The following is a 25,134-nucleotide window of genomic DNA, read 5'->3' as shown; positions in this document are numbered from 1 at the left end:
TGCGATTGCGGTCATCGCCGTCATATAGAGGGTTTCAGTGCTTTTCGCACCCTTCCCCAAGGCAATTCTTTTCCTGAAATGCCAGTTCTGCGAAACTATCGACCTTGCACCGCAAGAGGTCGTCTTGACGATGTCGCATTGCGATGCCACATCGCCTCATATGAGTACAATCAAGAACGTCTGCGTCTATTGCGGTTCCGGCCCTGGTACCAACCCCGAATTCGTCAAGGCGGCGACAGCCTTCGGCAAGACCCTCGCCAACAGCGGCATCGGCCTGGTTTACGGCGGCGGCTCGATTGGCTTGATGGGTGCCGTGGCGGCCGGCGCGCTCGACAACGGCGGAAAAGTCACCGGCATCATCCCGACATTCCTGACCAAACGCGAGCACGTGCTGAAAGAAGCGCAGGAGCTGATCGTCACCAAGGACATGCACGAGCGCAAGCAACTGATGTTCGAACATTCCGACGCCTTCGTGGCGTTTCCGGGAGGCGTCGGCACGCTGGAAGAACTGGTCGAGCAGATGACATGGTCGCAGCTCGGCCGCCACAGTAAGCCAATCCTGCTCGCCAACATCGACGGATTCTGGAATCCCCTGCTCGTGCTGATCGATCACATGAAGCAGACGGCGTTCATTCGCGCCAACCTGTGGGTGGACGTTCTGACTGCCGATCGCGTCGAGGATATTCTCCCGACGTTGCAGAAGGCGGCGGCGCAGATCTCCGAGTCCGCCAAGCTGATGGACGAGAAGGTCGCGAGCCGATTGTAGGCAGCCAGCCTCACATCACGTCGGCGGAGCATCCTTCAGGAACGTCACCACCTCGATGCGGTTGCCGTCAGGATCGGCGACAAAGGCCGCGAAGTATTTCACGCTGTAATGTGGACGCAAACCGGGCGGACCGTCGTCGGCGCCGCCTGTCTTCAACGCGGCCGCATGAAACGCCTCGACATCGGCTGTTGTTCTTGCGCGAAAACAGATGTGCGAGCCGCTTTCTGGCGGCATGGGCTTCATACCCTCGCGCAGGTTGATCCAGAATTCCGGATAATCCTTTCCGAACCCGACCGTTCCGGGCAGCGCGACAAGCTTTTTCAATCCAAGCGGCGCGAACACCGTTTCGTAAAAACGCGCGGATCGTTCTAGATCGGCTACACCGACGGATATGTGATCGATCATCGAGCTTCCCCTCTCAACCTGCGCACGGCCTGCTCTGAAAACCGTGCGCTACGCGGGCGCATTCGACTTCACCAGCTTGTAGATCACCGAATCCATCAGCGCCTGGAACGACGCATCGATGATATTGGGCGAGACGCCAATCGTGGTCCAGCGTTCGCCGGCCTCATCCTCGCTCTCAATCAGCACCCGCGTCACCGCTTCAGTACCTCCATTCAGGATACGCACGCGGTAGTCGGCTAGCTTCAGGCCCTCAATATATTTCTGGTACTTGCCGAGATCCTTTCGCAGGGCAACGTCGAGCGCATTGACAGGGCCATTGCCTTCCGCGGCCGAAATGAGCATCTCACCATCGACGTCGACCTTTACGACCGCCATCGCCACCGTGACGCGCTGGGCCAGCGCGTTGTAACGCTGCTCGACATTGACATCGAACTGCACGACCTTGAAATAATCCGGCACCTTGCCGAGCGTGCGCCGCGCCAGCAGATCGAATGACGCATCCGCCGACTCGTAGGCATAACCGGCGGCTTCCCTTTCCTTCATCTCCTCAACAAGCCGCGTCAGCTTCGGATCGTTCCTGTCGAACGGAATGCCTGCGCGTTCGAGTTCAGCAATCACATTGGAACGCCCGGCCTGATCGGACACCAGCACCTTGCGGTGATTGCCGACCGCTTCCGGCGCGATGTGCTCGTAGGTGTGCGGGTCTTTCAGCACGGCGGAGGCGTGAATGCCGGTCTTGGTGACGAATGCGCTCTCGCCAACATACGGCGCGTGACGATCCGGCGCGCGATTAAGGATATTGTCCAGCGCGCGCGAGGCATGAACCAAGGTCGCGAGCTTGTCCTCCGACACACCGATCTCGAACCTGTCAGCGAATTCCTCCTTCAGCTTCAGCGTCGGAATCAGCGAACAGAGGTTGGCGTTGCCGCAGCGTTCACCAAGACCGTTCAGCGCGCCCTGAATCTGCCGCGCGCCTGCGCGCACCGCGGCCAGCGAATTCGCCACCGCCTGCTCAGTGTCGTTATGTGTGTGGATGCCGACGTGGTCACCGGGGATGTGTTTGACCACGTCACCAACGATGGCCTCGATCTCATTCGGCATGGTGCCGCCGTTGGTGTCGCACAGCACCACCCAGCGCGCACCGGAGTCATACGCTGCCTTCGCGCACGATAGCGCGAACTGCGGATTTTCCTTGTAGCCGTCGAAAAAATGCTCGCAGTCGAGCATCACTTCACGACCGGCGGCTTTCGCGGCCCCCACGCTGTCACGGATCGAGGCAAGGTTTTCCTCGTTGGTGGTCTCGAGCGCCACCCGCACCTGATACTCGGAGGATTTCGCCACGAAGCAGATTGCGTCCGCCTTGGCTTCGATCAGCGCCGCGAGCCCCGGGTCGTTCGAGGCGGAACGGCCGGGACGGCGCGTCATGCCGAACGCCGTGAATTTCGCGTGATCGAACTTCGGCTTGGCCGCAAAGAATTCCGTGTCCGACGGATTGGCGCCGGGATAGCCGCCCTCGATATAGTCGATCCCGAGATCGTCGAGCATATCGGCAATGATCTGCTTGTCATGCAGCGTAAAGTCGACGCCATTGGTCTGCGCGCCATCGCGCAGCGTGGTATCGAACAGATAAAGGCGCTCGCGACTCATGATGGCCTTCCCGGCATCTCGCCTCGGGGCGCGTCGCCGCCGAGGGATTTTTTCATTGTGGTGTTGGCGAGCCACTCGTCGCCCACCGTTATCGTGCTGCGCTGCTGGCCAGCGTAACCCCGCTGAACGAAAAACGGCTCGGCGGTGTCGCTCGCTTCGACCGTCAGCGCCGTCGCACCGCGCGCGGCCGCGAGCTTCTCCAGTGCGTCGCACAGTGCGGTGGCGACGCCCTGCCGCGCAAAACCCGGATGCACGTAAAGCAGGTCCAGGTGATCCTTGCCTTTCAGCGACGCGAATCCGACGGGTGAACTTTCAATGGTTGCTACCAGCGTAAGCTGGCCGGCGAGCCGCTTGCCGAATTTGCCCTCGTCCTCCGCAGCGCTGGCCCAGGCCTCGCGCTGCGCGTCCGAATAATCCTCCTCGGCCAATTCATCGATGCTGGCGACGAAGATCGCCGCAAGCACCGGCGTATCCTCCGGGAGAAACGGCCGCAGGCCGACTTTGGGAACGGATTGGCCCATCGCGTCAAAACACTCCGAACAGCCTGAGCGCGATCACGACGGCCGCCGCGATCACAAGCCATTTCACTACGATGTAATAACGCCAGTGTTTCGGAAACGGCGTGTCGGGTTTTGTCATCGCGCGATCTCCCATGTGGTGACGGGGTTTCCATCTACATCCTTGCCGTCTTTCAGCACGATTCCTCTCGCCGCGAGTTCGTCGCGAAGCCGGTCGGACTCCTTGAAGTCTTTTCGCGCGCGAGCGGCTGCACGTGCGGCGATTAGATCGTCGACCTTTCCTGCACCGGACAAAACGCTGGCATCGGCCTTTGCCACCCATGCGGAGAAACGCTCCGCATCGAGCCCCAGAAATGCAAGTGCATCGCCAAGCGCCACCGAAGCCTCATCGCCGGTGCTCCGGACCTGCCTGCGTAACGCGTGTAGTTCAGCGATGACTTTGGGTGTATTCAGATCGTCGGCCAGCGCTTCGACAATGGACGCAGGCGGATTTTCCGACGTCGTTGCCGCAGCGACGCTGAAAAAATCCTTCAGCGTATTAAATGCGTTGTCGCACAATACGAGTGACCAGTCGATCGGCGAACGATAGTGCGTCTGCATCATCGCAAACCGCAGTGCGTCGCCGGGCCATGAACGCCCCCGCCAGCCTGTCAGCAACTCCCTGATCGTGACGAAGTTGCCGAGGCTCTTCGACATCTTCTCGCCTTCGACCTGCAGGAAGCCGTTGTGCATCCAGACATTCGCCATCCGCGCTTCGTGAAACGCGCAGCATGATTGCGCGAGTTCATTCTCGTGATGCGGAAACACCAGATCGATGCCGCCGCCGTGAATGTCAAACTGTTCGCCGAGATGCTTCCATGCCATCGCCGAGCATTCGATATGCCAGCCCGGACGGCCTTCGGGCTTGATGCCGCCCGGCGACGGCCATGACGGCTCTCCCGGCTTCGATGGCTTCCACAGCACGAAGTCCATTGCATCGTGCTTGTAGGGCGCGACATCGACGCGCGCACCGGCCAGCATCTCGTCGAGCGAGCGCCGCGCGAGCTTTCCGTAGTTCGGATCGGATGCCACCTTGAACAGGACGTGGTCCTGCTCGACATAGGCGTTGCCGTTTTTGATCAGTTTCTCGATGATCGCGCGCATTTCCGCAACATGCTCGGTCGCGCGCGGCTCGACCGTCGGTCGCAGACAACCCAGCGCATCTACATCGTCGTGAAACTGCCACTCGGTCTGCTCTGTGACCTTCCGAATGGCTTCGTTCAGCGGCAGGCCAGGATAATCGCGCAGCGCGCGGTCGTTGATCTTGTCGTCCACGTCGGTGATGTTGCGCACGTATTTGACGTGGCTTTCGCCATAAACATGGCGCAGCAGCCGGAACAGCACATCGAACACGATGACAGGTCGCGCATTGCCGATATGGGCGAAGTCATAGACCGTCGGCCCGCACACATACATGCGCACATTGTTCGAATCGAGCGGCCGGAACGGCTGCTTGTCCTTTGTCAGCGTGTCGTAGAGCTTCAGCTCCATGGAAAATACAATCCCTTGCCTTGCGGCCGGGTCGTCCCATGATCTCGATTGAGAAAAGACGGCTCCAGCCAGCGAATCGCTAGCTAATAATCTCGCGGCAGATGCCGAAAATGGAGCGAGAACCGTTCATGGGCCGCACAATGGTCCAGCCGGGGGGACCGCGTCAAGGTGATCAGACGGCTATTTTCGGGATGTCCTTAAGCGTTTGCCGCCCTGAAATTGCCGTCCTTAATCATTCTTAACCGTTCGGGCTTATTGATGTAAGCACTCGCCCTCCCCGATCCGGTGCATCCATGCGATTCGTGTCCACGCTGACCGCCTGTGTCTTTGTGATCCTGGCAACCGAAAGCTACGCCGACAGCCGCGTGTTCATTGTGGCGAACCAGCCGGATGGCTATGGCGTCGATGAATGCCTTGCCAAGGGCGAACGCTGCGGCGCGCCGGCTGCGCGGGCCTATTGCCAGTCACGCGAATTTGCACAGGCCACCGGCTACCGCCGCGTCGATCCGGATGAAGTGACCGGCGCAATCCCGGCATCGACCGGCAGTCCATATGGCAACAGCGAATACATCGCTATCACCTGCCAGCGTTGAAGCTGCAGCGGTTCCCGAAGACCCGTTGCCCGGACAAGACCAAGGCTTCTTTTCGTCACGATTGTCTGCCTTATCTCGGCCCGTAAATCGACGTGACCTCGCCGCCGGAAGCTAGTATGTGAGCGATGTCGGCCGCGCCGCGGTCAGCCAGCCGGATCGTGACAGCTTGCCGAATTTCTTTCATTTGCGATGGATCGTTGCCAGCGCCGCGCTTGTGAGCGCGGCTGCGCTGAGCCATGGCGCGGTTGCACAGGGATTTCCGCCGGGTCAGCAGCCGGGCGGCGCCAATCCGATCTGCCAGCGGCTGGTCGGGCAATTGTCCGCGATCGATTCCGGTGGCGTCGGTGGCGATCCCGCCAAGGCCGACCAGATCCGGCGTTACGAAGAAGCCCAGGGCCGGCAGCAATCCGAGCTTGAGCGTGTGCAAGGACAAGCCAAACGCCAGGGTTGCGACAGCTCGGGATTTTTCTCGCTGTTCAGCGGGCAGTCGGCGCAGTGCGGTCCGATCAACACGCAAATCCAGCAGATGCGCTCGAACCTCGACCAGATCACCACCAATCTTGAGCGGCTGCGCGGCGGTGCGGGCAGCCCCGATCGTGACAACCAGCGCCGCTCGGTTCTGATGGCCCTCGCGCAGAACAATTGCGGTCCGCAATATGCCGGCATGCTGCGCAACAGCGGCGGCGGTTTCCTCGAAAACCTGTTCGGCGGCAACAGCAACCAAGGCGGCGGACCGCTCGACAACGGAGCCGCGTCCGGCACCTATCGTACCGTCTGCGCGAGAAGCTGCGACGGTTTCTACTTCCCGATTTCCTTCGCCACCGTGCCGAGCCGCTTTCCGGATGACGAGCGGGTCTGCAAGAGCCTCTGCCCGGCCTCGGATGCAACGCTGTTCACCTATCGTAATCCCGGCGAAGACATGAATCAGGCGGTCTCGATCAACGGCCAGCCCTATTCACAGTCACCCAACGCATTCAAATATCGGCAGAGCTTCGACAAGTCGTGCAGCTGCAAGGCGGTCGGGCAGACATGGTCCGACGCACTGAAGAACATCGACGACAAGGCCGCCGCCGCGCAGCAGGGCGACATCATCGTGACCGACGAGAGTTCGAAACGCATGTCACAGCCTGCCCGCGGGCCTGCGGCGGCACAGAAGAAGGGCGCTGTGACAGCCCCTGCCGGTGCACAACCGTTGCCGACCGGCGCAGCCCCTGCGGCACCGGCGGCAGATGCCTCTGCCTCCGGCGACAGACCGATCCGTTCGGTCGGCCCGACATTCATTCCGGCGAGATAATTTTCAGCCTTCGAAAGCCTCAGCCGATCCACGGACGGATCGCGTCACCAGCGAATGATCGGGCGGAGCCGGCGGCGTTCCTGTGTCGCGGAACTTGTTGACGATCGGATAGCGGCGGTCGCGGCCGAAGTTCTTGCGCGTCACCTTCACGCCGGGCGCAGCCTGCCGGCGTTTGTATTCGGCAATGTTCAGCAGCCGATCGATACGCGTAACGATGTCGCGGTCGAACCCTTCCGCCACGATCGACGCCAGTGGCTCCTCACGCTCCACCAGCCGTTCCAGAATGGCATCGAGCATATCGTAAGGCGGCAGCGAGTCCTGGTCGGTCTGGTTCTCGCGCAACTCCGCCGTGGGCGGCCGCGTGATGATGTTCGGCGGAATGACTTCGCCCGCAGGTCCAAGCGCGCCGTCCGGCTTCCATGAATTGCGCAAGGTGGACAACCGGAACACCTCTGTCTTGTAGATGTCCTTGATTGGATTGTAGCCGCCGTTCATGTCGCCGTAGAGGGTGGCATATCCTACCGACATCTCCGACTTGTTGCCGGTGGTCACCAGCATCGAGCCGAACTTGTTGGAAATAGCCATCAACAGCACGCCGCGTGTGCGGGCCTGCAGATTTTCTTCCGTGACGTCGCGTTCCCGCCCCGCGAAGGCCGGCTTCAATATCTCTTCAAGACCTTGCACGGCGGGCGCAATCGGCAGCACGTCGTACTTGATGCCAAGCGCCCCGGTCAGCTTGGCGGCATCATCAAGCGACTCCTGAGCCGTGAACCGGAACGGCAGCATGATGCCGCGCACCTTGTCCGCGCCAAGCGCGTCCACGGCGATCGCCGCGCAGAGAGCTGAATCGATGCCGCCCGAGACGCCAAGGAGCACGCCCGGAAAACCGGTCTTGGTCACATAATCGCGCAGACCCAGCACACACGCCGCATAGTCACCCCTGTCGCCGTCGAGCACCGGTGTGACCGGCCCCTTACAGGTCCAGCCGCCCTCGCTTTTCGTCCAACGCACGGTGGTGATGTTCTCGACGAAACCTGGCAACTGGAATGCCAGCGAACGATCCGCATTCAAGGCAAACGACGAGCCGTCGAACACCAGCTCGTCCTGTCCGCCGACCTGATTGAGATAGATCAGCGGCAATCCGCTTTCCGCCACCCGCGCGACAGAGACCGACAGCCGCATGTCGTTCTTCTCGCGCGTATAGGGTGAGCCATTCGGCACGATCAGGATTTCCGCCCCAGTCTCCGCAAGGCATTCGACCACGTTTTCGTACTCGGCCGATTCCTCCATCCACGTGTCTTCGCAGATCGGAACGCCGACCCGCACCCCGCGGATCGTGAGGGGTCCTGACACCGGCCCGCGCGCGAACACACGCTTCTCGTCGAACACGCCGTAGTTCGGAAGATTCACCTTGAAACGTAGCGCGGCAATGCGACCCGCGTTAAGCAAGGCGCAGGCGTTGTAGAGCTTGCCGTCCTCGACCCACGGCGTCCCGATCAGCACCGCGGGGCCGCCGTCACTGGTCTCACGCGCCAATGTTTCGACCTCCGCGCGGCACGCCGCCTGAAAGGATGGCTTCAGCACGAGGTCTTCGGGGGGATAACCGGCGACGAACAGTTCCGGAAGCACCAGCAGATCGGCACCCTCGGCTGTCGCCTTTGCACGCGCAGCGCGTGCCTTGGCGGCGTTGCCGGTCACGTCACCGACCACCGGGTTGAGCTGCGCGAGCGTGATCGTGAGTTCAGTGGACTGGGTCATGCTCGCTTTTAGCCCGGCTGACGCGACATTCGCAATTGCTCAATATGAGCATAAATCAAATGAGACCCATGCGTTCAGCGATGGCAAACAGCCAAGTGGCGCCGGCAATAAGCAGTGTCACGCCAACCGCGGCCGATCCCATATCCTTGACGCGGCCAATCTGCGGATCGTGGTCCGTCGTCAGACGATCCGCCAGCTTCTCGATAGCGGTATTGAGCAACTCGACCACCATCAGCAGCAGCACGACGAAGACAAGCTCGATCGTGCGTGCCGCGGTGACGCCAATCAGCCACGCCAGCGGCACAGCCAGAACCAGCGCGACAAGCTCCTCGCGGAAAGCCTGTTCGGAACGGAAGGCAAACGCCAATCCGTTCCGGCTATTGATGGTGGCGCGCCACATCCGCGACAGCACCACACGGACCATTAGAACCCCGCGACGGCCGGCATCGGCTTCACCTTGCCGGAACGATCCTGCTTGAGGAGTTCGGCAATCAGGAAAGCCATGTCGATCGACTGCTCGGCGTTCAGACGCGGATCGCAGACCGTGTGATAGCGGTCATTGAGATCCTCGTCGGTGATCGCGCGCGCACCGCCGATGCATTCGGTGACGTCCTGCCCGGTCATCTCCAGATGGACACCGCCGGCATGGGTGCCTTCAGCCGCATGAATGGTGAAGAACGATTTGACTTCGGACAGCACGCGGTCGAACGGCCGGGTCTTGTAGCCGCTCGTGGACGTGATGGTATTGCCGTGCATCGGATCGCACGACCAGACCACCACGCGTCCCTCGCGCTGCACAGCGCGGATCAATTGCGGCAGGTGAGCGTCGATCTTGTCCGAACCGAAGCGGTTGATCAGCGTAAGGCGTCCCGGCTCGTTGTCGGGGTTGAGCACGTCGATCAGCTTGAGCAGTTCATCGGGCTTCAGCGACGGGCCGCACTTCAGGCCGATCGGATTCTTGATGCCACGGAAATATTCGACATGACCGTGATCGAGCTGCCGGGTGCGATCGCCGATCCAGATCATGTGGCCCGAGGTCGCGTACCAGTCGCCCGTTGTGGAATCGACACGGGTAAGCGCCTGCTCATAGCCAAGCAGCAGCGCTTCGTGGCTGGTGTAGAAATCCGTCGCGCGCAGTTCCGGATGACTCTCCAGATCGAGACCGCAAGCCCGCATGAAATTGAGCGCATCGGAAATGCGGTCTGCCAGTTCCTTGTAACGGCGCGACTGCGGCGAATCCTTCAGGAAGCCGAGCATCCACTGATGCACACTGCCGAGATTGGCGAAGCCGCCGGTTGCGAACGCCCGCAACAGGTTCAGCGTCGCCGCCGACTGCCGGTAAGCCATCAACTGGCGCTGCGGATCTGGCGTGCGCGCTTCAGGCGTGAAAGCGATGTCGTTGACGATGTCGCCGCGATAGCTCGGCAGTTCGACACCGTTGATCTTTTCCGTCGGCGACGAACGCGGCTTGGCGAACTGCCCCGCGATACGGCCGACCTTCACCACCGGCAATGCACCGGCATAGGTCAGCACCACGGCCATCTGCAGCAACACCCGGAAGAAATCGCGGATGTTGTTGGCGCCATGCTCGGCGAAGCTCTCGGCGCAATCGCCACCCTGCAGCAGGAAGGCTTCACCGGCCGCGACCCGCGCCAGCGATTTCTTCAAGTTGCGCGCTTCACCTGCGAAAACCAGCGGCGGAAACGTCGCAAGCTGCGCCTCGACATCAGCCAACGCTTTCGCATCGGGATATTCGGGCACTTGCAGGACTGGCTTCTTGCGCCAGCTGTCGGGCGTCCACCGCTCGGACATGACTGAAACTCCTTAGGAAACGGCAATCTGGTGATAGCGCCGGGGGTTATACACAGGTGGTCCCGGTCTTGCCAGTTGCAAATCGGTATGACGGATCAGGGGCTTGGCCGGCCGGAGGTCGTTCCGCGCTGCCTTCAGGAGACTAAGGCCTTGACGGGGCTGGCCGCGGCCCGTCCGCAGACCGGCGTGCAGGCCACTATTCGGCCGCCTGCCGGACGTGGCGCGCGCTGGGAGTGCGAAGCGTCACAAGCTCTTCCGCCGCGGTCGGATGGACCGCCATGGTGGCGTCGAAGTCCGCCTTGGTCGCCTTCATCTTCACCGCGATGCCGACAATCTGAATCAGTTCGCCCGCCTCCGGCCCGACGATATGGCAGCCGAGGATACGATCCGTGGTTGCATCAACGATCAGCTTCATCATGACGCGGGACTCGCTTCCCGACATCGTCGATTTCAGCGACCGGAAATCGGTCTTGTAAATGTCGACATGGGTATGTTGCGCACGCGCTTCCGCCTCGGTCAGCCCGACCGTGCCGACCTCGGGCTGCGTGAACACCGCCGTCGGAATATTGGCATGATCGACCCGAGTCGGGCGGTTGCCGAACACGGTGTCGGCGAAGGCATGCCCCTCCCGGATGGCGACGGGAGTCAGATTCAGGCGATGCGTGACGTCGCCCACCGCGTAGATGTGCGGCACATTGGTCTGCGAGAACCCATCAACCGCGATACCGCCATTCATCGGGTTCAGCTCAACACCGGCCTGTTCCAGTCCAAGGCCCTTGATATTCGGGTGCCGGCCGACGGCAAACATGACCTGATCGGACGCGATGCTCGATCCGCTCGACAGATGCGTCGTGAAAGCCTCGCCGTGCTTTTCGACCTTGGTGACGATACAGCCGGTCAGCACCGTAATGCCGGACTTCTCCATCTCCTTGCGCACATGCGCGCGCACATCGTTGTCGAAGCCGCGCAGGATATTCTCGCCGCGATAGACCACCGTGACATCGGAGCCGAGCCCGGCAAAGATGCAGGCGAATTCCAGCGCGATGTAGCCGCCGCCCTGAATCACGATCCGCTTTGGAAGCTGCGGCAGATGAAACACTTCGTTGGACGAGATGACATGCTCGATGCCGGGAATCATATCGCCATGATTGGGCGCGCCGCCGGTCGCGATCAGGACATGTTTCGCCTTGACTGTCTCGCCGGTGCCAAGCCGCAGCGTATGCGCATCCTCAAACACCGCGCGGGTCTTGACGATCTTCGCACCAGCCTTCTCGACATTGAACGCGTAGGCCGCTTCCAGTCTCGCGATTTCCTTGTCTTTGTTCGCGATCAGGGTCGCCCAGTCGAAGGTTGCTTCCGGAATGGTCCAGCCGAACCCTGCCGCATCGTCCAGTTCGTGACGAACATGGGACGCATAGACCATCAGCTTCTTCGGAACGCACCCGCGGATCACGCAAGTGCCGCCCATCCGGTATTCCTCGGCGACGAGGACGCTAGCGCCGTATCCGGCTGCGATCCGGGCGGCGCGCACGCCGCCCGAACCACCGCCAATCACGAACAGGTCAACATCCAGCTCCGCCATCAGGAATGTCCGCTAATGCTCAAATCTCTTTGCCGCGCTTCTTCATTTCAGCGCGAAACTTGCCGTTGATTTCTTCGCCGAACTTCTGCGCCCACTGGTCCATATATTGACGCGCCTGGTTGAATGCCACCGGCTCCTGCGCAATGACCTTGGTGCCGAGCGGCGACTTGTAGAACGCGGCAAGCTCCTTCAGCTCCTGCTCGGTAAAGACGGTGGCGTAAATCCGCGCCATTTCCTCGCCGATTTCCTTTTCGCGGCCGGCGAGATCCTTCGCAACTTGCACCGCGACCTCATTGAGATCCTTCTGGTAGTTCAGGTTGGACTGCAACAGCACGTCCTTGGTCCGTTGCACGAGGCCCGGGACTGCGCCCTGATAGATCGTGCTGACATTCTTGGATGTCAGAATGTCCTTGGCATAGCCGATGGCTGCCGCCGATGGCGGTTTCGCAGCCGGCGTCTGCGCGGTGGCGCTGCCCAGCATCAGGCCCAGCGCCGCACCGGCCGCCAGCAACACGTTCAAGAGCTTCTTCATTTCAATTCTCCTCAATTGCGGCGCGATGGCCGCTCAACAACACGAATACCCTGCGGTCCGGCCAGCACAGCGGCGCGCGCCAGACCGATAAACAAGCCATGCTCCACCACGCCCGGAATTGAATTCAATGCCGCCGCCAGTCTGGGGGAATCCGGTATTTGCCCAAGGTGAGCATCTACAATCCAGTGGCCGCCATCGGTGACAAAAGCATGGCCGTCCTTGGCCTTGCGGACATCCATTTGCCCGGAAACGCCATTTTCCGCAAAGACCATCTCAATGGCGCGGCGGGTGGCGCCGAGACCGAACGGAATGACTTCGATCGGAAGTGGAAAACGCCCCAGCGTCTGAACCCACTTGGTCTCGTCGGCGATCACGATCATCCGGTCCGAAGCCGCCGCGACAATCTTTTCGCGCAGCAGCGCCCCGCCCCCGCCCTTGATGAGTTCGAGATTGGGATCGATTTCGTCGGCGCCGTCCACCGTGAGGTCGAGCCGGTCGACCTGGTCGAGCGTCGTCAGCGGCACGCCGCAACGCTCGGCATCGGCGCGCGTCGCTTCAGACGTCGGCACACCGATGACTTTCAATCCTCCGCGCACGCGCTCGCCGAGCAGCTCAACGAAATGCTTGGCCGTGGACCCCGTACCGAGTCCGAGTTTCATGCCGTCGCGCACCTGTTCGAGAGCGCGCGCCGCCGCCTGTCTTTTCAGATCGTCCATCGACATGACTACCCTCAACGCCCGGACCTCCGGAACGCGAGGCATATAGCGCGTATTCCGCGGCCAAGGATACGCATTTTGCTGCCTAAACTGCCCCAAAAACACATGAAATGCCCACAGCCTTGGTGCTTGCATGATCGCCCGGCGCCCGGTAGCGATCCGGCATGACATCCTCTCCTCTGATCGTTTTCGATCTCGACGGCACGCTGGTGGATACCGCGCCCGATCTGGTCAGCGCGCTGAACTTCGTACTTCAGCGCGAAGGATTGCCGCTGGTCCCGATGGCGTCGGCGCGCACCATGATCGGCGCCGGTGCACGCAAGCTGATCGAGCGTGGACTGGAATTGGACGACCGCACTATGAGCGCGCGGGACATCGATCGGCTCACCCAGGATTTCATCGGCTACTACAAGGCCCACATCGCCGACGCCTCGCGTCCGTTCGACGGGCTGTTTGCAGCGCTCGACGATCTGGAAGGCCGCGGATTCAGATTCGCGGTCTGCACCAACAAGCTGGAGGGGCTTTCGAAACTCCTGCTCGACAAGCTCGGCATGACCAAGCGGTTTGCCGCGATCTGCGGCGCCGACACGTTCGGTGTCTCGAAACCCGACCCCGCCATTCTTCGCCAGACCATCGCACAGGCCGGAGGCGAAGTTTCCGCGTCGATCATGGTCGGCGATGCCGGCCCCGATGTCGGGGTCGCACGGCGCGCCGGCATCCCGGTGATCGGAGTTGAGTTCGGCTATACCGAGATTCCCATTGCAGACCTGAAGCCGGATATCGTCATTGGTCATATGCGCGAATTGCCGGGCGCGATCGACAACTTGAGGCTTCGGTCTTTACGATAACAAGCCATTGATAAGTCTAGATTTTCACGTCAGATTCAAATCTTCCATCCGGCATTAACCCTCTCTTAACGAGAGCAATTCCACCAGTTGCACGTGGGTTAGGACGCTTCTAAGGTTCGCGCGAGGACTATGCGGCTAAACCCGCATCACTTGGCGGATGCATCATGCGTAATATTGTTGTTGTCGCGGCGGGCCTTGGCCTGGCGGGCTGCTCGTCGTTCTCAATGCCCGACATGTTCAAAACGACGCCGCCCGTCGTCACCGTACAGCTCGAATCGCTGCCGGCCGGTGCCGAAGCGCGCACATCCACCGGACAAAGCTGCAAGACCCCCTGCTCGGTTTCCGTATCGGCCGAAAACAATTTTACGGTGACGTTCGCGCTTCCCAAGTATCAGCCTGAAACGGTTCCAGTTCAGGTCATCCGCGACCCATCAAATCCCGGCAGCAGCGTCGTCGATCCAAACCCTGTTTATGCCGAATTGCAGCCGGCCGCGCCTGTCGCGAAGGGCCGCAAGGCCGCTCCGAAGGCGGCTGCGCCAAAGGCTAAACGGCCAAAAGCCCCCCCCGCTGCAGACGCCCCTGCCCAAGACACGACGTCGCCGTTCCCACCACCGCCCGGCCGCTAAGTTCCCCAGACAGATTTCATTGTGCCCGCGCCTCATGATGCCTAGATTGAGGGCTGGGATGCCACGGCATGCGCGACTGGCCGGGTGAAACGACAATCAAGGCACGCCGAATGAGCGGACCTCTTACCGGTTCTCCGGAAAAATCGGCCATTTCCCCAATGATCGATCCTTTCGGACGGTCGATTAGCTATCTGCGCGTCTCGGTGACCGACCGCTGCGACCTTCGCTGCTTCTACTGCATGTCGGAGGACATGACGTTTTTGCCGAAGTCCGACCTGCTCACCCTCGAAGAACTCGACCGGCTTTGTTCGGCCTTCATCGCCAAGGGCGTCCGCAAGTTGCGCCTGACCGGCGGCGAACCGCTGGTCCGGCGCAATGTGATGTCGCTGGTGAAGTCCCTGTCGCGCCATCTCGATAGCGGCGCACTCGATGAGCTGACGCTGACCACCAACGGTTCGCTGCTTGAGAAATTCGCCGCCGAACTGAAGGATCATGGCGTCCGCCGCATCAATGTCTCGCTCGACACCCTCGACGCCACAAAGTTCCGCGAAATCACCCGGTGGGGCGATCTCAACAAAGTGCTGCGCGGTATCGAGGCAGCCCGTACTGCCGGCCTCAAGGTCAAAGTCAACGCGGTGGCGCTCAAGAATCTGAACGAGGACGAGATCCCCGCACTGATGGAATGGGCCCATGGCAAGGACATGGATCTGACGCTCATCGAAGTCATGCCAATGGGCGATATTGGTGAAGGCCGGATCGATCAATATTTGCCGCTATCGCTGCTGCGCTCCCGCCTCGCCAGCCGCTACACCCTGACCGATCTGCCTGACGACACTGGCGGGCCGGCTCGTTATGTTCGCGTCGCCGAGACCGGCGGCAGGCTGGGCTTCATCACGCCGATGACCCATAATTTCTGCGAATCCTGCAACCGCGTCCGCGTTACCTGTACCGGCACCCTCCACACCTGCCTCGGCCAGGAAGATGCTTCCGATTTGCGCAAGCCGCTCCGCGCCTCAGCCGACAACGATCTGTTGAGCGACACGATCGACCGCGCCATCGGCCTCAAGCCGAAGGGGCACGACTTCATCATCGACCGCCGCCACAATCGGCCGAGCGTCAGCCGGCACATGAGCGTGACTGGCGGCTGAACGTTACGAAAATTACGAAAATTGCCGGATCGAACCGCCTCCCAGCCATAAATTGCGGAAAACGCCCGATGGCGCATGATCCGCCTTTTTTCCTTCATGAAATCTCCAAACTTCCAATTGACGGCAGCGTAACCCGCTGATTTGGTTCGGCAGCTTTATGCGCCCCCGGCTGGAAAAGCCGGCATGCCGTCACCCTCTCGGTCCCGGCAGAGCCAAGCAACGCAGGGGCAGGTTCGGGAGGATGGGGTTTGCAATCGCTTCTCAAATTGAGCCGCGCGATCGACGCGTTCACGACGCTCGTCGGCCGCTGGGTGTCATGGCTGATCGTGCTCGCCGTGATCATTTCAGCGACCAATGCTATCATTCGAAAGGTCTTCGACGTGTCGTCGAACGCCTATCTCGAACTGCAATGGGTGCTTTTTAGCGTCGTGTTCCTGCTCTGCTCGCCGTGGACGCTGCTTAACGGCGAGCACATCAAGATCGACATCATCAATCACACCCTGCCGCTGAAGGTCCGAAGCTGGATCGACATGATCGGCCATGTGCTCTTCCTCGTCCCGTTCTGCATCATCCTGATCTGGACATCGGTTCCCTTCTTCCTGGTCTCCTTCCATCAGAACGAACAGTCGTTCAGCGCCGGCGGCTTGCCGCAATGGCCAGCCAAGTCGCTGATCATGATCGGCCTCGCGCTGCTGCTGGTTCAGGCTGTTTCTGAGATCATCAAGCGCGCCGCCGTGATGCAGGGCCTTCTGCCAGATCCGAACGCGCACGCGCTGAGCGCGCACGAGATTGCCGAGCTTGAAGCCCTGAAGCTGGCCCAAGCCATCACCCCCGACAAACCATGACCGGCTTCGCCGTCACAGCCCGCAACGAGAGAGATTCCTGATGGCGGCTATGTTCATCCACTACATGGCGCCGATCATGTTCGCGTCGCTCGTGTTGTTCCTGCTTCTCGGGTACCCGGTGGCGTTCTCACTGGCCGCCAACGGCCTGCTGTTCGCCTTCATCGGCATCGAACTCGGATTGTTCCGCCCCGACTTCCTTCAGGCACTGCCCGAACGCGTCTACGGCGTCATGAACAACGAGACGCTGCTGGCAATTCCATTCTTCACATTCATGGGATTGATCCTCGAACGATCCGGCATGGCCGAGGATTTGCTTGAGACTATCGGGCAATTGTTCGGCAGCATACGCGGCGGCATTGCCTACGCGGTGATCTTCGTCGGTGCGTTGCTGGCTGCGACCACCGGCGTCGTCGCGGCATCCGTGATCTCGATGGGCCTGATCTCGCTGCCGATCATGCTGCGCTACGGCTACGATCGCCGTGTCGCAACCGGTGTGATCGCCGCGTCGGGCACGCTGGCGCAGATCATTCCGCCGTCGCTGGTGCTGATCGTGATGGCCGACCAGCTCGGCCGCTCGGTCGGTGACATGTACGAGGGCGCATTCATCCCGGGTATCGTGCTGTCGATCCTTTACGCGGTCTATATTTTCCTAGTCGCAACCTTCTACCCGCAAGCAACTCCCGGCCTGCCGCTCGAAGCGCAAACCCTGCGCGAACCGGAAACGGCCAAGCATCCGGTGATTCTGCCGCTCGCGGCGATTTCGGCCGCCGGGACCGCCTACTTTTTCGTGGTCAAGCTCGGGCTGTTCGACTGGACCTCGCCCGTCTTCAACAAGATATCCGAAAACCCGACGGTGCTGCATGGTTTCTGGTTCATCATTCTGATGGGCCTGTTCTTCAAGCCGTTCATCGGCATCATCCGCACCATGACGCTATCGCTGTTCCTCGTGCTGGTCGGCGCCACCGCGATCGCCCTCGAAATCATGCGCTTCACAGAGGTCAAGGCCGGCGCGGACTATGTCGTGCTCACCATGTCCATCGTGGTGGCAGCGGCTTTCGTGCTGGCCGTGATCAATCGGGTTTCAGGTCTCAAACTCCTCTCGAAGCTCGCCGAGCAGGTCGTGTTCGTCATGGTGCCCCCGCTCGGTCTCATCTTCCTCGTGCTCGGTACTATCTTCATTGGTGTCGCAACTCCGACCGAAGGCGGAGCGATGGGCGCTGCCGGAGCGATAATTCTGGCCATGATGAAGAAGCGGCTCTCATTCGACCTCACGCGACAGGCGGCGGAGTCCACCGCGAAGCTTTCCGCCTTCGTGATCTTCATTCTCGTTGGCGCGCGCGTGTTCTCCCTCACCTTCTATGGCGTCGATGGCCATCGCTGGGTCGAGGAACTGCTGGTCGCCCTGCCCGGGGGCCAGACCGGCTTCCTGATCTTCGTCAACGCGTTCGTGTTTGTTCTGGCCTTCTTCCTCGACTTCTTCGAACTCGCCTTCATCGTCATCCCCTTGCTTGGCCCCGCAGCCGAAAAGCTGGGAATCGATTTAATCTGGTTCGGCGTCATCCTCGGCGTGAACATGCAGACCTCCTTCATGCATCCACCATTCGGTTTCGCGCTGTTCTATCTGCGCTCCGTCGCGCCGAAGGAGGCATACACTGATCGCATCAGCGGCAAGCGGATGGAGCCAGTAACCACGGGCCAGATTTACTGGGGCTCGGTGCCGTTCGTCATTATTCAGGTCATCATGGTCGGACTAGTTATCGCCTTCCCGGCGATGGTGATGCACTATAAAGGCGCACTATCGACGGTCGATCCGAGCAAGGTCGACATCCAGATTCAACAGCAGGAAATGCCGGCGCTCGATTTCGGTCCACCGAGTATCAAGTAAGGCTTCGTTCCTGACCGTTTCCAACCAAATGCCCGGCCTCATCGAGGCCGGGCTTTTTTGTGCTTCGGTCCGTATTCGACAGGCGATTATGTACGCGTGCGCGAGCGCACCTGGAAGTTATCGAAAGCGAACTCCGCCACCTGCCACCAAGTGTACTGATCGTTGCGGAACGCGGCCATGCTCTCGTAGATCTTCTTGAAGTTCGGATTGGTCGCCGAGGTTTCTGCGTAAACCTCGTTCGCAGCCTTCAGGGACGCCTCCATGATCGACGGCGAGAACGGACGCAGTTGCGTTCCGCCGGCCACCAGCCGCTTCAGCGCAGGCGGATTGTAGGCGTCGTAACGCGCCTGCATGGTCTCGTTGGCAAGCGACGATGCCGTCTTGATGATGGATTTGTAGCTCGCCGGCAACGCTTCCCACTTCGCCAGATTGACCAGATTATGCAGCGACGGCCCGCCTTCCCACCAGCCGGGATAATAGTAGTATTTGGCGACCTTCTGGAAACCGAGTTTCTCGTCGTCGTAAGGACCGACCCATTCCGCCGCATCGATGGTGCCCTTCTCCAGCGACGGATAAATATCGCCGGCGGCCACCTGCTGCGGCACAAGGCCGAGCTTGGTCAGCACCTTTCCGGCAAAACCGCCGATGCGCATTTTCAACCCGCTGAAGTCCGAAGGCTCCTTGATTTCCTTGCGGAACCATCCGCCCATCTGACAGCCGGTGTTACCGGCCGCGAAGCCGACGACATTGAAACCTTTGAAAAAGTCATTGAGCAATTCGGCCCCCCCGCCAACTTGCAACCAGGAGGTCTGCATGCGGCTGTTCAATCCGAACGGCACGGCCGTGGCCAATGCAAAAGTCGGATCCTTGCCGACGTAGTAGTAAACGGCGGTATGCGCCATTTCGACGGTGCCGTTGGACGCCGCATCGAGCGCTTGCAGGCCCGGCACGACCTCGCCAGCCGCAAAGACCTGAATCTGGAATTTGTTGTCGGTGGCTTCCGCGACGGCTTTCGAGAACACTTCGGCCGCGCCGTAAATGGTATCGAGCGATTTCGGGAAACTGGAAGTCAGCCGCCATTTGATTTCCGGCATTGACTGAGCGATGGCCGGTGAAGCAACCGCGGCGCCTGCCGCCCCGATGCCTGCCACCTTGATAAACTCACGACGTTTCATGGAGTGCTCCCTGAATGTGATTGTGTGTGCACCACCTTCTTCTTTGTTGAGGCTTGACCTGAGCATGGAACAAGCGGGTTCCAATTTCCATGCCGATTCCAGCGACCGCACTGCAAAAGAAAAGCCCGGCCTCCTTGCGGAGGCCGGGCTCGTCCGAACGGTTATGGCTATGCGGTCAGCCGCGGGTACGCGAGCGGATCATGAAGCTGTCGTTGGTGTATTCGGCCACCTGCCACCACAGATACTGATCCGAGCGGTAGGCCTGCATCGCGTCGATCGCCTTCTTGAAGTCGGCATTCTTGCCGGAGATTTCCGCCCACAGCTCGTTGGTGGATTTCAGGCAGGCGTCGAGCACTTCGTTGGTGAACGGACGCAGCTGCGTGCCGCTCGCGACAAGGCGCTTCAACGCAGCCGGATTCTGCAGGTCGTAACGCGCCGTCATCCAGGTGTTGGTGTTGGCGGCCGCATTGGTCAGGATCGCCTGATAGCTCTTCGGCAGCGCGTTGAACTTCTCAAGGTTGGTGAAGGCGTGAACCGTCGGTCCACCTTCCCAGAAGCCCGGATAGTAATAGAACTTCGCAACCTTGTTGAAGCCAAGCTTCTCGTCATCGTATGGACCAACCCACTCGGCGGCGTCGATGGTGCCCTTCTCCAGCGACGGATAGATGTCGCCGCCTGCAAGCTGTTGCGGCACGACGCCGACCTTGGCCAGCACCTGACCGGCGATGCCGCCGATGCGCATCTTCAATCCCTGAAGATCGGCGACGGTCTTGATCTCCTTGCGGAACCAGCCGCCCATTTGCGTGCCGGTGTTGCCGCAGGGCAGACCCATGACGCCGTACTTCTTGTAGAACTCGTTGGCAAGTTCGTTGCCGCCGCCCTGATAGAGCCACGAATTCTGCATGCGGGTGTTCAGGCCGAACGGCACCGACGCGAAGATCGCGAAGGTCGGATCCTTGCCGACGTAGTAGTAGGAAACCGTATGGCACATTTCGACGGTGCCGTTGGACGTCGCGTCGAGAGCCTGCAACCCCGGGACAACTTCGCCAGCAGCGAACACTTGAATCTGGAACTTGTTATCGGTCATTTCGGCGACCTGCTTCGCCAGTTGCTCGGCACCGCCGTAGATGGTGTCCAGCGACTTCGGGAAGCTCGAGGTCAGGCGCCACTTGATCTCAGGCGACGACTGGGCAATGGCCGGCGAAGCGACAGCGGTCGCAGCGGCTCCGGCAGCAGATACTTTCAAAAAATCACGACGCTTCATTAGGCATCTCCTTTTGGGGGGCGTTTCTTTTTGAAATCCCTCTGGGGGCGGTCTCTAGCACGGAAGTCCGGTATCGGAAAATGCTGGAACCTCGGCCTTTTGCGGAATTGAACGAAAGTCGAATGGGCCGAAAAAACCGGAATTCCCTCCCTTTCACCCGTTATGCGGATACGGCAATTCCGGAAAGCTGGGTTTTGATCTTGGCGCTGATCTCCCGATAGATCCCCGCGTGAACGCCACCGGGTTCGCTTTCGACCACCGGCGCGCCTGCATCTGACGCCGTGCGGATCGACATGTGCAGCGGGATTTCACCGAGGAATGCCACCTTGAGCCGCTCCGCCTCGTGACGCGCGCCGCCATGCCCGAAAATGTCCGAGCGCGTGCCGCACTCCGGGCACTGGAAATAGCTCATGTTCTCGATGATGCCGAGGGTCGGCACATTGACCTTCTCGAACATGGCGATCCCGCGCCGCGCATCAATCAGGGCCAGATCCTGTGGCGTGGAGACAATCACCACGCCTTTCAGCGGCACCTGCTGAGCCAGCGTCAATTGCGCATCCCCGGTGCCGGGCGGCATGTCGACCACCAGCACATCGAGTTCGCCCCACGCGACATCCCACAGCATCTGCCGGATCGCCGACATCACCATCGGCCCCCGCCACACCATGGGCGTGTCTTCCGCGACCAGAAACCCGATCGACATCAGCGGCAGCCCAAAACGCGTGATCGGAATCATTTTGTTGGCCTCGTTGACCGTCGGCTTTTGCTGCACGCCGGTCAGGCGCGGTACCGACGGGCCGTAGATGTCTGCGTCGAGCAAGCCGACCCGCAGACCCAGATCGCGCAGCCCCAGCGCCAGATTGAGCGCGGTGGTCGATTTGCCGACGCCGCCTTTCCCCGATGCCACAGCGATGATGGAAGTAATGCCGGGAATCGCGGCCTGTTTGGCCATCGGCGAGTCGCCCGGCGCGCCATGCGGGCGGTGCTGCGCGACCGGCTTCACGCCATGCGATTGCTGATGCGAATGCTGTTGCTGCGCCGGGGGCGCGGAACCGGGCCGGCGCTCCGCCGTCAGCGCAACCAGCGCAGTGGTGACGCCGGGAATGGCGCGGACCACCGCCTCTGCCCTGCCCCGGACGTCTTCCCACGCCCGAGCCTCATTGGCATCGACGTTGATCGAGAAGAACACCTTGCCATCTGAAGCGGTGATCTCCGACAGCACCCGCGCATCAGGAAGCGGAACACCGCGCGGCGATGTCACGGCGCGCAGGGCCGTAAGAACCTGATCCTTATCGACAGCCACAACATATCTCCCTGCGTGCGGTTGCGTTCGGCCGCCGCTCTCGGCGGCCTTCATACGCGCGTCACCTGCCCCGTCAACGCCCTTGCGCCCGGGCACCGCAATCGCATAGCTGTTGCCGTCGTCCCGTTCCGAAATCCGGTCAAAATCCCAGCAATTCAAAGAGTTCACGCTATGGCAAAAGTCGCATTTCTCGGTCTCGGCGTCATGGGATTCCCCATGGCGGGCCATCTGGTCACCAAGGGCGGCCACGAGGTCACGGTCTACAATCGCACCGCGGCTAAATCAAAGACATGGGCGGAGAAATTCGGCGGCCGCGCCGCGGCGACCCCGAAGGCTGCGGCGGAAGGTCAGGATTTCGTGATGGCCTGCGTCGGTAACGATGACGACCTCCGCGCGGTCACCATCGGTGCCGACGGTGCATTCGCCGCCATGAAGTCGGGCGCAGTTTTCGTCGATCACACCACCGCCTCGGCTGAAGTCGCCCGGCAACTTGGTACCGAAGCGACCAAGCGCGGCTTTCATTTCGTCGATGCGCCGGTGTCAGGCGGTCAGGCAGGCGCGGAAAACGGCGTGCTGACGGTGATGTGTGGAGGCACCGAAGCCGCCTACAAGAACGCCGAGCCCGTCATCGCGTCCTATGCCCGGATGTGCAAATTGCTCGGCCCCGCCGGCTCCGGCCAGCTCACCAAGATGGTCAACCAGATCTGCATTGCGGGCCTTGTCGAAGGTCTGGCTGAAGGGATTCACTTTGCCAAGAAAGCCGGCCTCGATGTTCAGGCGGTGATCGACACCATTTCCAAGGGCGCCGCGCAGTCCTGGCAAATGGATAATCGCTACAAGACCATGAACGAAGGCAAGTTCGATTTCGGTTTTGCCGTCGAATGGATGCGGAAGGATCTGTCGATCTGCCTCGCGGAAGCCCGCCGCAACGGCGCCAGCCTGCCGGTGACCGCGCTGGTCGATAATTTCTACTCCGAAGTTGAAACCATGGGCGGCAAGCGCTGGGATACGTCGAGCCTGCTGGCCCGGCTGCAGCGATAATATCGCCCCATCGAACGAGCGCTGGCGGCACGGAAACCGTGCCGCCTTTTGCTTTTCCACTTTCCTAAAATCCCCATGAACATGGGATCGGACCGGCCCACCGAAATCTCGCCGGAAGGGCTGAAATTCATACTTTCTTAACCCGATTAAATTGATCTTTAAGCCACCTCTTAATGATTTAGCGCCAGAAATAGCAGGCAGCAGTGTTGCGCGTGCGGCCCGGGCGCAGCATTCACGTTGTTCAGGAATTTGTTGCGTAAATGAGCGAGTCCGCCGACAGGAAAGAGCCCGCCGCGACCTCAGCGGAAACGCCGGCGCGCAACCGGCGGGCTGCCTCCCAGCGCGTGCGCGAAGCCCGCGACAGGCTGACCTCGACCAGCGGCACAAGGCCCGCCTTCGACCACGAACTGCTGCGTCAATACGCGCAGACCCGCGTCTCGGCTTCTCTGGTCGTCATCCTGCTTGTGGTGGCGTCTGGAATTTTGTGCAGCTTCTGGATTCCGCCGGTCGCTGCGGTGATCTGGACTGCGGGAATTCTCACGATCCACGCCATCGTCATCCGCTTCTGTTCGAAATTTCTTGCGGTCACGTCATCCACTCCCGCCGTCACCCGAACCTGGCGAATACGTTTCGTTGCTCTCGATCTGATTTACGGGCTGGCATGGACGGTCGTCCTGATTCATCCGTCCGGCATCGACGTCGTTTCGAACACGCTGATGCTGTTCGTGATGCTGCTGGTCATTGCCGTCTCAAGCATGCTGGCGGCGAGCCTGCCGATCGCAGCCTTTGCTGCGACAATTCCGGTCTCGGCAGCCATCGCCGTGAATTTCGTTCTGCGCGGCACCTTCGATGACTACATTCTCGCGGCACTTGCGATTACCGCCGAAGGCTACTTTGCCCTGCTCGCCCACCGCCTGCATTCAACGACGCTCGCCACGCTGGAAGCGCGCGCCGAGAAGGATGCGCTGATCGGCGAACTGGAACAGGCCAAGGCGATCTCGGATGAAGCGCGCCATCGCGCCGAGTCCGCCAACGTCTCGAAATCGCGCTTCCTCGCGCAGATGAGCCACGAACTGCGCACGCCGCTAAACGCCATTCTCGGATTCTCCGAGGTGATGAAGAGTGAGATTTTCGGCCCGCACGCCGTCGAGGTCTACAAGGATTATTCCGCCGACATTCATAACTCCGGCGTCCACCTGCTCAACCTCATCAACGAAATCCTCGATCTGTCGCGCATCGAGGCCGGCCGTTACGAACTCAACGAGGAGCCGGTGTCGCTGGTCCACGTGGTCGCGGACTGTCATCACCTGCTGAAACTGCGCGCCTCCAGCCGCGGCATCACCATTCATGAAGTCTTCGAACAGGACATGCCGAAACTGTGGGGCGACGAGCGCGCCACCCGCCAGGTCGTGCTTAACCTGCTGTCAAATTCGATCAAGTTCACACCTCCCGGCGGCGAAATCTGGCTCAAGGTCGGCTGGACCGCGTCCGGCGGACAGTATCTCAGCGTCAAGGACACCGGCTCCGGCATCGCCGAGGATGAAATCCCGGTGGTGCTGGCCTCGTTCGGTCAGGGATCAAACTCGATCAAGTCCGCCGAACAGGGCGCAGGCCTTGGTCTTCCGATCGCGAAGAGCCTGATCGACATGCACGGGGGCACCTTCACACTCAAGTCCACGTTGCGCGTCGGCACCGAAGTGATCGTCACCTATCCGCCGGAGCGTGTGATGACGGCGCTGGCGCCGATGCGCGAGGACTCGCCGCCGCTGCAACCCGAGACATTGACCGGCGAGAAGAGCCGCCCCCGTTACAAGCCGATCATGAATGCAGGAACCGGCCTCTAAGC

The 25,134-nt window shown here is 60.9% G+C and carries 23 protein-coding genes; 10 read left to right on the top strand and 13 right to left on the bottom strand.

Annotation, left to right across the window (positions count from 1 at the left end):
- The first annotated feature begins 160 nt into the window (after window positions 1–160).
- Window positions 161–766, top strand: a complete 606-nt coding sequence (locus LVY71_RS09975) for an LOG family protein (protein ID WP_235099636.1) — start codon at window positions 161–163, stop codon at window positions 764–766.
- A gap of 15 nt (window positions 767–781) precedes the next feature.
- Here LVY71_RS09975 and LVY71_RS09970 read toward each other — a convergent pair whose 3' ends face one another.
- The 4 genes from LVY71_RS09970 to cysS all read right to left on the bottom strand — a co-directional run bounded on the left by LVY71_RS09970 (window position 782) and on the right by cysS (window position 4,866).
- Window positions 782–1,171 carry a VOC family protein gene (locus tag LVY71_RS09970; protein WP_235099635.1) on the bottom strand — a complete coding sequence of 130 codons (390 nt, stop codon included), beginning with the start codon at window positions 1,169–1,171 and terminating at the stop codon, window positions 782–784.
- Between the two features lie 48 nt (window positions 1,172–1,219).
- Entirely contained in the window at window positions 1,220–2,818 is a 1,599-nt protein-coding gene (cimA, locus tag LVY71_RS09965; protein ID WP_235099634.1) for a citramalate synthase, read from the bottom strand.
- Window positions 2,815–3,339, bottom strand: a complete 525-nt coding sequence (locus LVY71_RS09960; RefSeq protein ID WP_235099633.1) for a GNAT family N-acetyltransferase — start codon at window positions 3,337–3,339, stop codon at window positions 2,815–2,817. The genes cimA and LVY71_RS09960 overlap by 4 nt, the downstream gene beginning before the upstream one ends.
- A gap of 114 nt (window positions 3,340–3,453) precedes the next feature.
- Entirely contained in the window at window positions 3,454–4,866 is a 1,413-nt protein-coding gene (cysS, locus tag LVY71_RS09955; RefSeq protein WP_235099632.1) for a cysteine--tRNA ligase, read from the bottom strand.
- A gap of 293 nt (window positions 4,867–5,159) precedes the next feature.
- Between cysS and LVY71_RS09950 the strand changes: the two genes are divergently transcribed.
- Together LVY71_RS09950 and LVY71_RS09945 are read left to right on the top strand one after the other, a co-directional pair.
- A complete protein-coding gene (locus LVY71_RS09950; RefSeq protein WP_235099631.1) occupies window positions 5,160–5,459 on the top strand; it encodes a hypothetical protein in 300 nt (99 codons plus the stop codon).
- A gap of 166 nt (window positions 5,460–5,625) precedes the next feature.
- Entirely contained in the window at window positions 5,626–6,753 is a 1,128-nt protein-coding gene (locus tag LVY71_RS09945; RefSeq protein ID WP_235100075.1) for a DUF2865 domain-containing protein, read from the top strand.
- Window positions 6,754–6,756: 3 nt separating this feature from the next.
- Here LVY71_RS09945 and LVY71_RS09940 read toward each other — a convergent pair whose 3' ends face one another.
- The 6 genes from LVY71_RS09940 to rpiA form a co-directional block, all read right to left on the bottom strand.
- Window positions 6,757–8,511, bottom strand: coding sequence for an NAD+ synthase (locus tag LVY71_RS09940; RefSeq protein ID WP_235099630.1), 1,755 nt, complete (start codon window positions 8,509–8,511; stop codon window positions 6,757–6,759).
- A gap of 55 nt (window positions 8,512–8,566) precedes the next feature.
- Entirely contained in the window at window positions 8,567–8,935 is a 369-nt protein-coding gene (locus tag LVY71_RS09935; protein WP_235099629.1) for a diacylglycerol kinase, read from the bottom strand.
- The gene (locus LVY71_RS09930; RefSeq protein ID WP_235099628.1) at window positions 8,935–10,323 is read right to left on the bottom strand and encodes a class II 3-deoxy-7-phosphoheptulonate synthase; all 1,389 of its coding nucleotides are present in this window, start codon (window positions 10,321–10,323) and stop codon (window positions 8,935–8,937) included. Before LVY71_RS09930 ends, LVY71_RS09935 begins: the two co-directional genes overlap by 1 nt.
- Before the next feature lie 196 nt (window positions 10,324–10,519).
- A complete protein-coding gene (gene gor, locus LVY71_RS09925) occupies window positions 10,520–11,905 on the bottom strand; it encodes a glutathione-disulfide reductase (protein WP_235099627.1) in 1,386 nt (461 codons plus the stop codon).
- A gap of 19 nt (window positions 11,906–11,924) precedes the next feature.
- Window positions 11,925–12,437, bottom strand: a complete 513-nt coding sequence (locus LVY71_RS09920; protein ID WP_235099626.1) for a DUF2059 domain-containing protein — start codon at window positions 12,435–12,437, stop codon at window positions 11,925–11,927.
- An 11-nt stretch (window positions 12,438–12,448) separates the two neighbouring features.
- Window positions 12,449–13,159 (bottom strand): ribose-5-phosphate isomerase RpiA, encoded by a 711-nt coding sequence (gene rpiA / locus LVY71_RS09915; protein ID WP_235099625.1) that lies wholly within the window; start codon window positions 13,157–13,159, stop codon window positions 12,449–12,451.
- Window positions 13,160–13,317: 158 nt separating this feature from the next.
- Here rpiA and LVY71_RS09910 point away from each other — a divergent pair, with 158 nt between their 5' ends.
- From LVY71_RS09910 to LVY71_RS09890, 5 genes are all read left to right on the top strand, one after another.
- Window positions 13,318–14,001 carry an HAD-IA family hydrolase gene (locus LVY71_RS09910; RefSeq protein ID WP_235099624.1) on the top strand — a complete coding sequence of 228 codons (684 nt, stop codon included), beginning with the start codon at window positions 13,318–13,320 and terminating at the stop codon, window positions 13,999–14,001.
- A 164-nt stretch (window positions 14,002–14,165) separates the two neighbouring features.
- On the top strand, window positions 14,166–14,627 hold the full coding sequence (locus LVY71_RS09905) for a hypothetical protein (RefSeq protein ID WP_235099623.1): 462 nt from the start codon (window positions 14,166–14,168) through the stop codon (window positions 14,625–14,627).
- Window positions 14,628–14,737: 110 nt separating this feature from the next.
- Window positions 14,738–15,775: a GTP 3',8-cyclase MoaA gene (gene moaA, locus LVY71_RS09900; RefSeq protein WP_502797549.1), complete on the top strand. Its 1,038-nt coding sequence runs from the start codon at window positions 14,738–14,740 to the stop codon at window positions 15,773–15,775.
- A gap of 248 nt (window positions 15,776–16,023) precedes the next feature.
- Window positions 16,024–16,620 carry a TRAP transporter small permease subunit gene (locus tag LVY71_RS09895; RefSeq protein WP_235099622.1) on the top strand — a complete coding sequence of 199 codons (597 nt, stop codon included), beginning with the start codon at window positions 16,024–16,026 and terminating at the stop codon, window positions 16,618–16,620.
- Between the two features lie 40 nt (window positions 16,621–16,660).
- Complete coding sequence (locus tag LVY71_RS09890; RefSeq protein ID WP_235099621.1) at window positions 16,661–18,505, top strand: TRAP transporter large permease; 1,845 nt, start codon at window positions 16,661–16,663, stop codon at window positions 18,503–18,505.
- An 86-nt stretch (window positions 18,506–18,591) separates the two neighbouring features.
- Here the strand turns inward: LVY71_RS09890 and LVY71_RS09885 are convergent, their stop codons facing one another.
- The 3 genes from LVY71_RS09885 to LVY71_RS09875 form a co-directional block, all read right to left on the bottom strand.
- A complete protein-coding gene (locus tag LVY71_RS09885) occupies window positions 18,592–19,680 on the bottom strand; it encodes a TRAP transporter substrate-binding protein (RefSeq protein WP_235099620.1) in 1,089 nt (362 codons plus the stop codon).
- A gap of 175 nt (window positions 19,681–19,855) precedes the next feature.
- The gene (locus LVY71_RS09880) at window positions 19,856–20,944 is read right to left on the bottom strand and encodes a TRAP transporter substrate-binding protein (RefSeq protein ID WP_235099619.1); all 1,089 of its coding nucleotides are present in this window, start codon (window positions 20,942–20,944) and stop codon (window positions 19,856–19,858) included.
- Window positions 20,945–21,104: 160 nt separating this feature from the next.
- Window positions 21,105–22,247 (bottom strand): Mrp/NBP35 family ATP-binding protein, encoded by a 1,143-nt coding sequence (locus LVY71_RS09875; protein ID WP_235099618.1) that lies wholly within the window; start codon window positions 22,245–22,247, stop codon window positions 21,105–21,107.
- 171 nt (window positions 22,248–22,418) lie between these two features.
- Here LVY71_RS09875 and LVY71_RS09870 point away from each other — a divergent pair, with 171 nt between their 5' ends.
- Together LVY71_RS09870 and LVY71_RS09865 are read left to right on the top strand one after the other, a co-directional pair.
- Window positions 22,419–23,288, top strand: coding sequence for an NAD(P)-dependent oxidoreductase (locus tag LVY71_RS09870; RefSeq protein WP_235099617.1), 870 nt, complete (start codon window positions 22,419–22,421; stop codon window positions 23,286–23,288).
- A 260-nt stretch (window positions 23,289–23,548) separates the two neighbouring features.
- The gene (locus LVY71_RS09865) at window positions 23,549–25,132 is read left to right on the top strand and encodes a sensor histidine kinase (protein ID WP_235099616.1); all 1,584 of its coding nucleotides are present in this window, start codon (window positions 23,549–23,551) and stop codon (window positions 25,130–25,132) included.
- Window positions 25,133–25,134: the final 2 nt, after the last annotated feature.

It is taken from the genome of Bradyrhizobium sp. G127 (genome assembly GCF_021502575.1).
Lineage (GTDB): Bacteria > Pseudomonadota > Alphaproteobacteria > Rhizobiales > Xanthobacteraceae > Afipia.
This window is presented reverse-complemented; position numbering and strand designations above follow the sequence as displayed.

Coding starts and splice junctions, on each gene's coding strand:
- LVY71_RS09885 (WP_235099620.1), bottom strand. CDS start 19,680: ATGAAACGTCGTGAGTTTATCAAGGTGGCAGGCATCGGGGCGGCAGGC.
- cimA (WP_235099634.1), bottom strand. CDS start 2,818: ATGAGTCGCGAGCGCCTTTATCTGTTCGATACCACGCTGCGCGATGGC.
- cysS (WP_235099632.1), bottom strand. CDS start 4,866: ATGGAGCTGAAGCTCTACGACACGCTGACAAAGGACAAGCAGCCGTTC.
- gor (WP_235099627.1), bottom strand. CDS start 11,905: ATGGCGGAGCTGGATGTTGACCTGTTCGTGATTGGCGGTGGTTCGGGC.
- LVY71_RS09960 (WP_235099633.1), bottom strand. CDS start 3,339: ATGGGCCAATCCGTTCCCAAAGTCGGCCTGCGGCCGTTTCTCCCGGAG.
- moaA (WP_502797549.1), top strand. CDS start 14,738: ATGAGCGGACCTCTTACCGGTTCTCCGGAAAAATCGGCCATTTCCCCA.
- LVY71_RS09940 (WP_235099630.1), bottom strand. CDS start 8,511: ATGACCCAGTCCACTGAACTCACGATCACGCTCGCGCAGCTCAACCCG.
- LVY71_RS09870 (WP_235099617.1), top strand. CDS start 22,419: ATGGCAAAAGTCGCATTTCTCGGTCTCGGCGTCATGGGATTCCCCATG.
- LVY71_RS09975 (WP_235099636.1), top strand. CDS start 161: ATGAGTACAATCAAGAACGTCTGCGTCTATTGCGGTTCCGGCCCTGGT.
- LVY71_RS09935 (WP_235099629.1), bottom strand. CDS start 8,935: ATGGTCCGTGTGGTGCTGTCGCGGATGTGGCGCGCCACCATCAATAGC.
- LVY71_RS09905 (WP_235099623.1), top strand. CDS start 14,166: ATGCGTAATATTGTTGTTGTCGCGGCGGGCCTTGGCCTGGCGGGCTGC.
- LVY71_RS09930 (WP_235099628.1), bottom strand. CDS start 10,323: ATGTCCGAGCGGTGGACGCCCGACAGCTGGCGCAAGAAGCCAGTCCTG.
- rpiA (WP_235099625.1), bottom strand. CDS start 13,159: ATGTCGATGGACGATCTGAAAAGACAGGCGGCGGCGCGCGCTCTCGAA.
- LVY71_RS09920 (WP_235099626.1), bottom strand. CDS start 12,437: ATGAAGAAGCTCTTGAACGTGTTGCTGGCGGCCGGTGCGGCGCTGGGC.
- LVY71_RS09910 (WP_235099624.1), top strand. CDS start 13,318: ATGACATCCTCTCCTCTGATCGTTTTCGATCTCGACGGCACGCTGGTG.
- LVY71_RS09890 (WP_235099621.1), top strand. CDS start 16,661: ATGGCGGCTATGTTCATCCACTACATGGCGCCGATCATGTTCGCGTCG.
- LVY71_RS09865 (WP_235099616.1), top strand. CDS start 23,549: ATGAGCGAGTCCGCCGACAGGAAAGAGCCCGCCGCGACCTCAGCGGAA.
- LVY71_RS09950 (WP_235099631.1), top strand. CDS start 5,160: ATGCGATTCGTGTCCACGCTGACCGCCTGTGTCTTTGTGATCCTGGCA.
- LVY71_RS09970 (WP_235099635.1), bottom strand. CDS start 1,171: ATGATCGATCACATATCCGTCGGTGTAGCCGATCTAGAACGATCCGCG.
- LVY71_RS09880 (WP_235099619.1), bottom strand. CDS start 20,944: ATGAAGCGTCGTGATTTTTTGAAAGTATCTGCTGCCGGAGCCGCTGCG.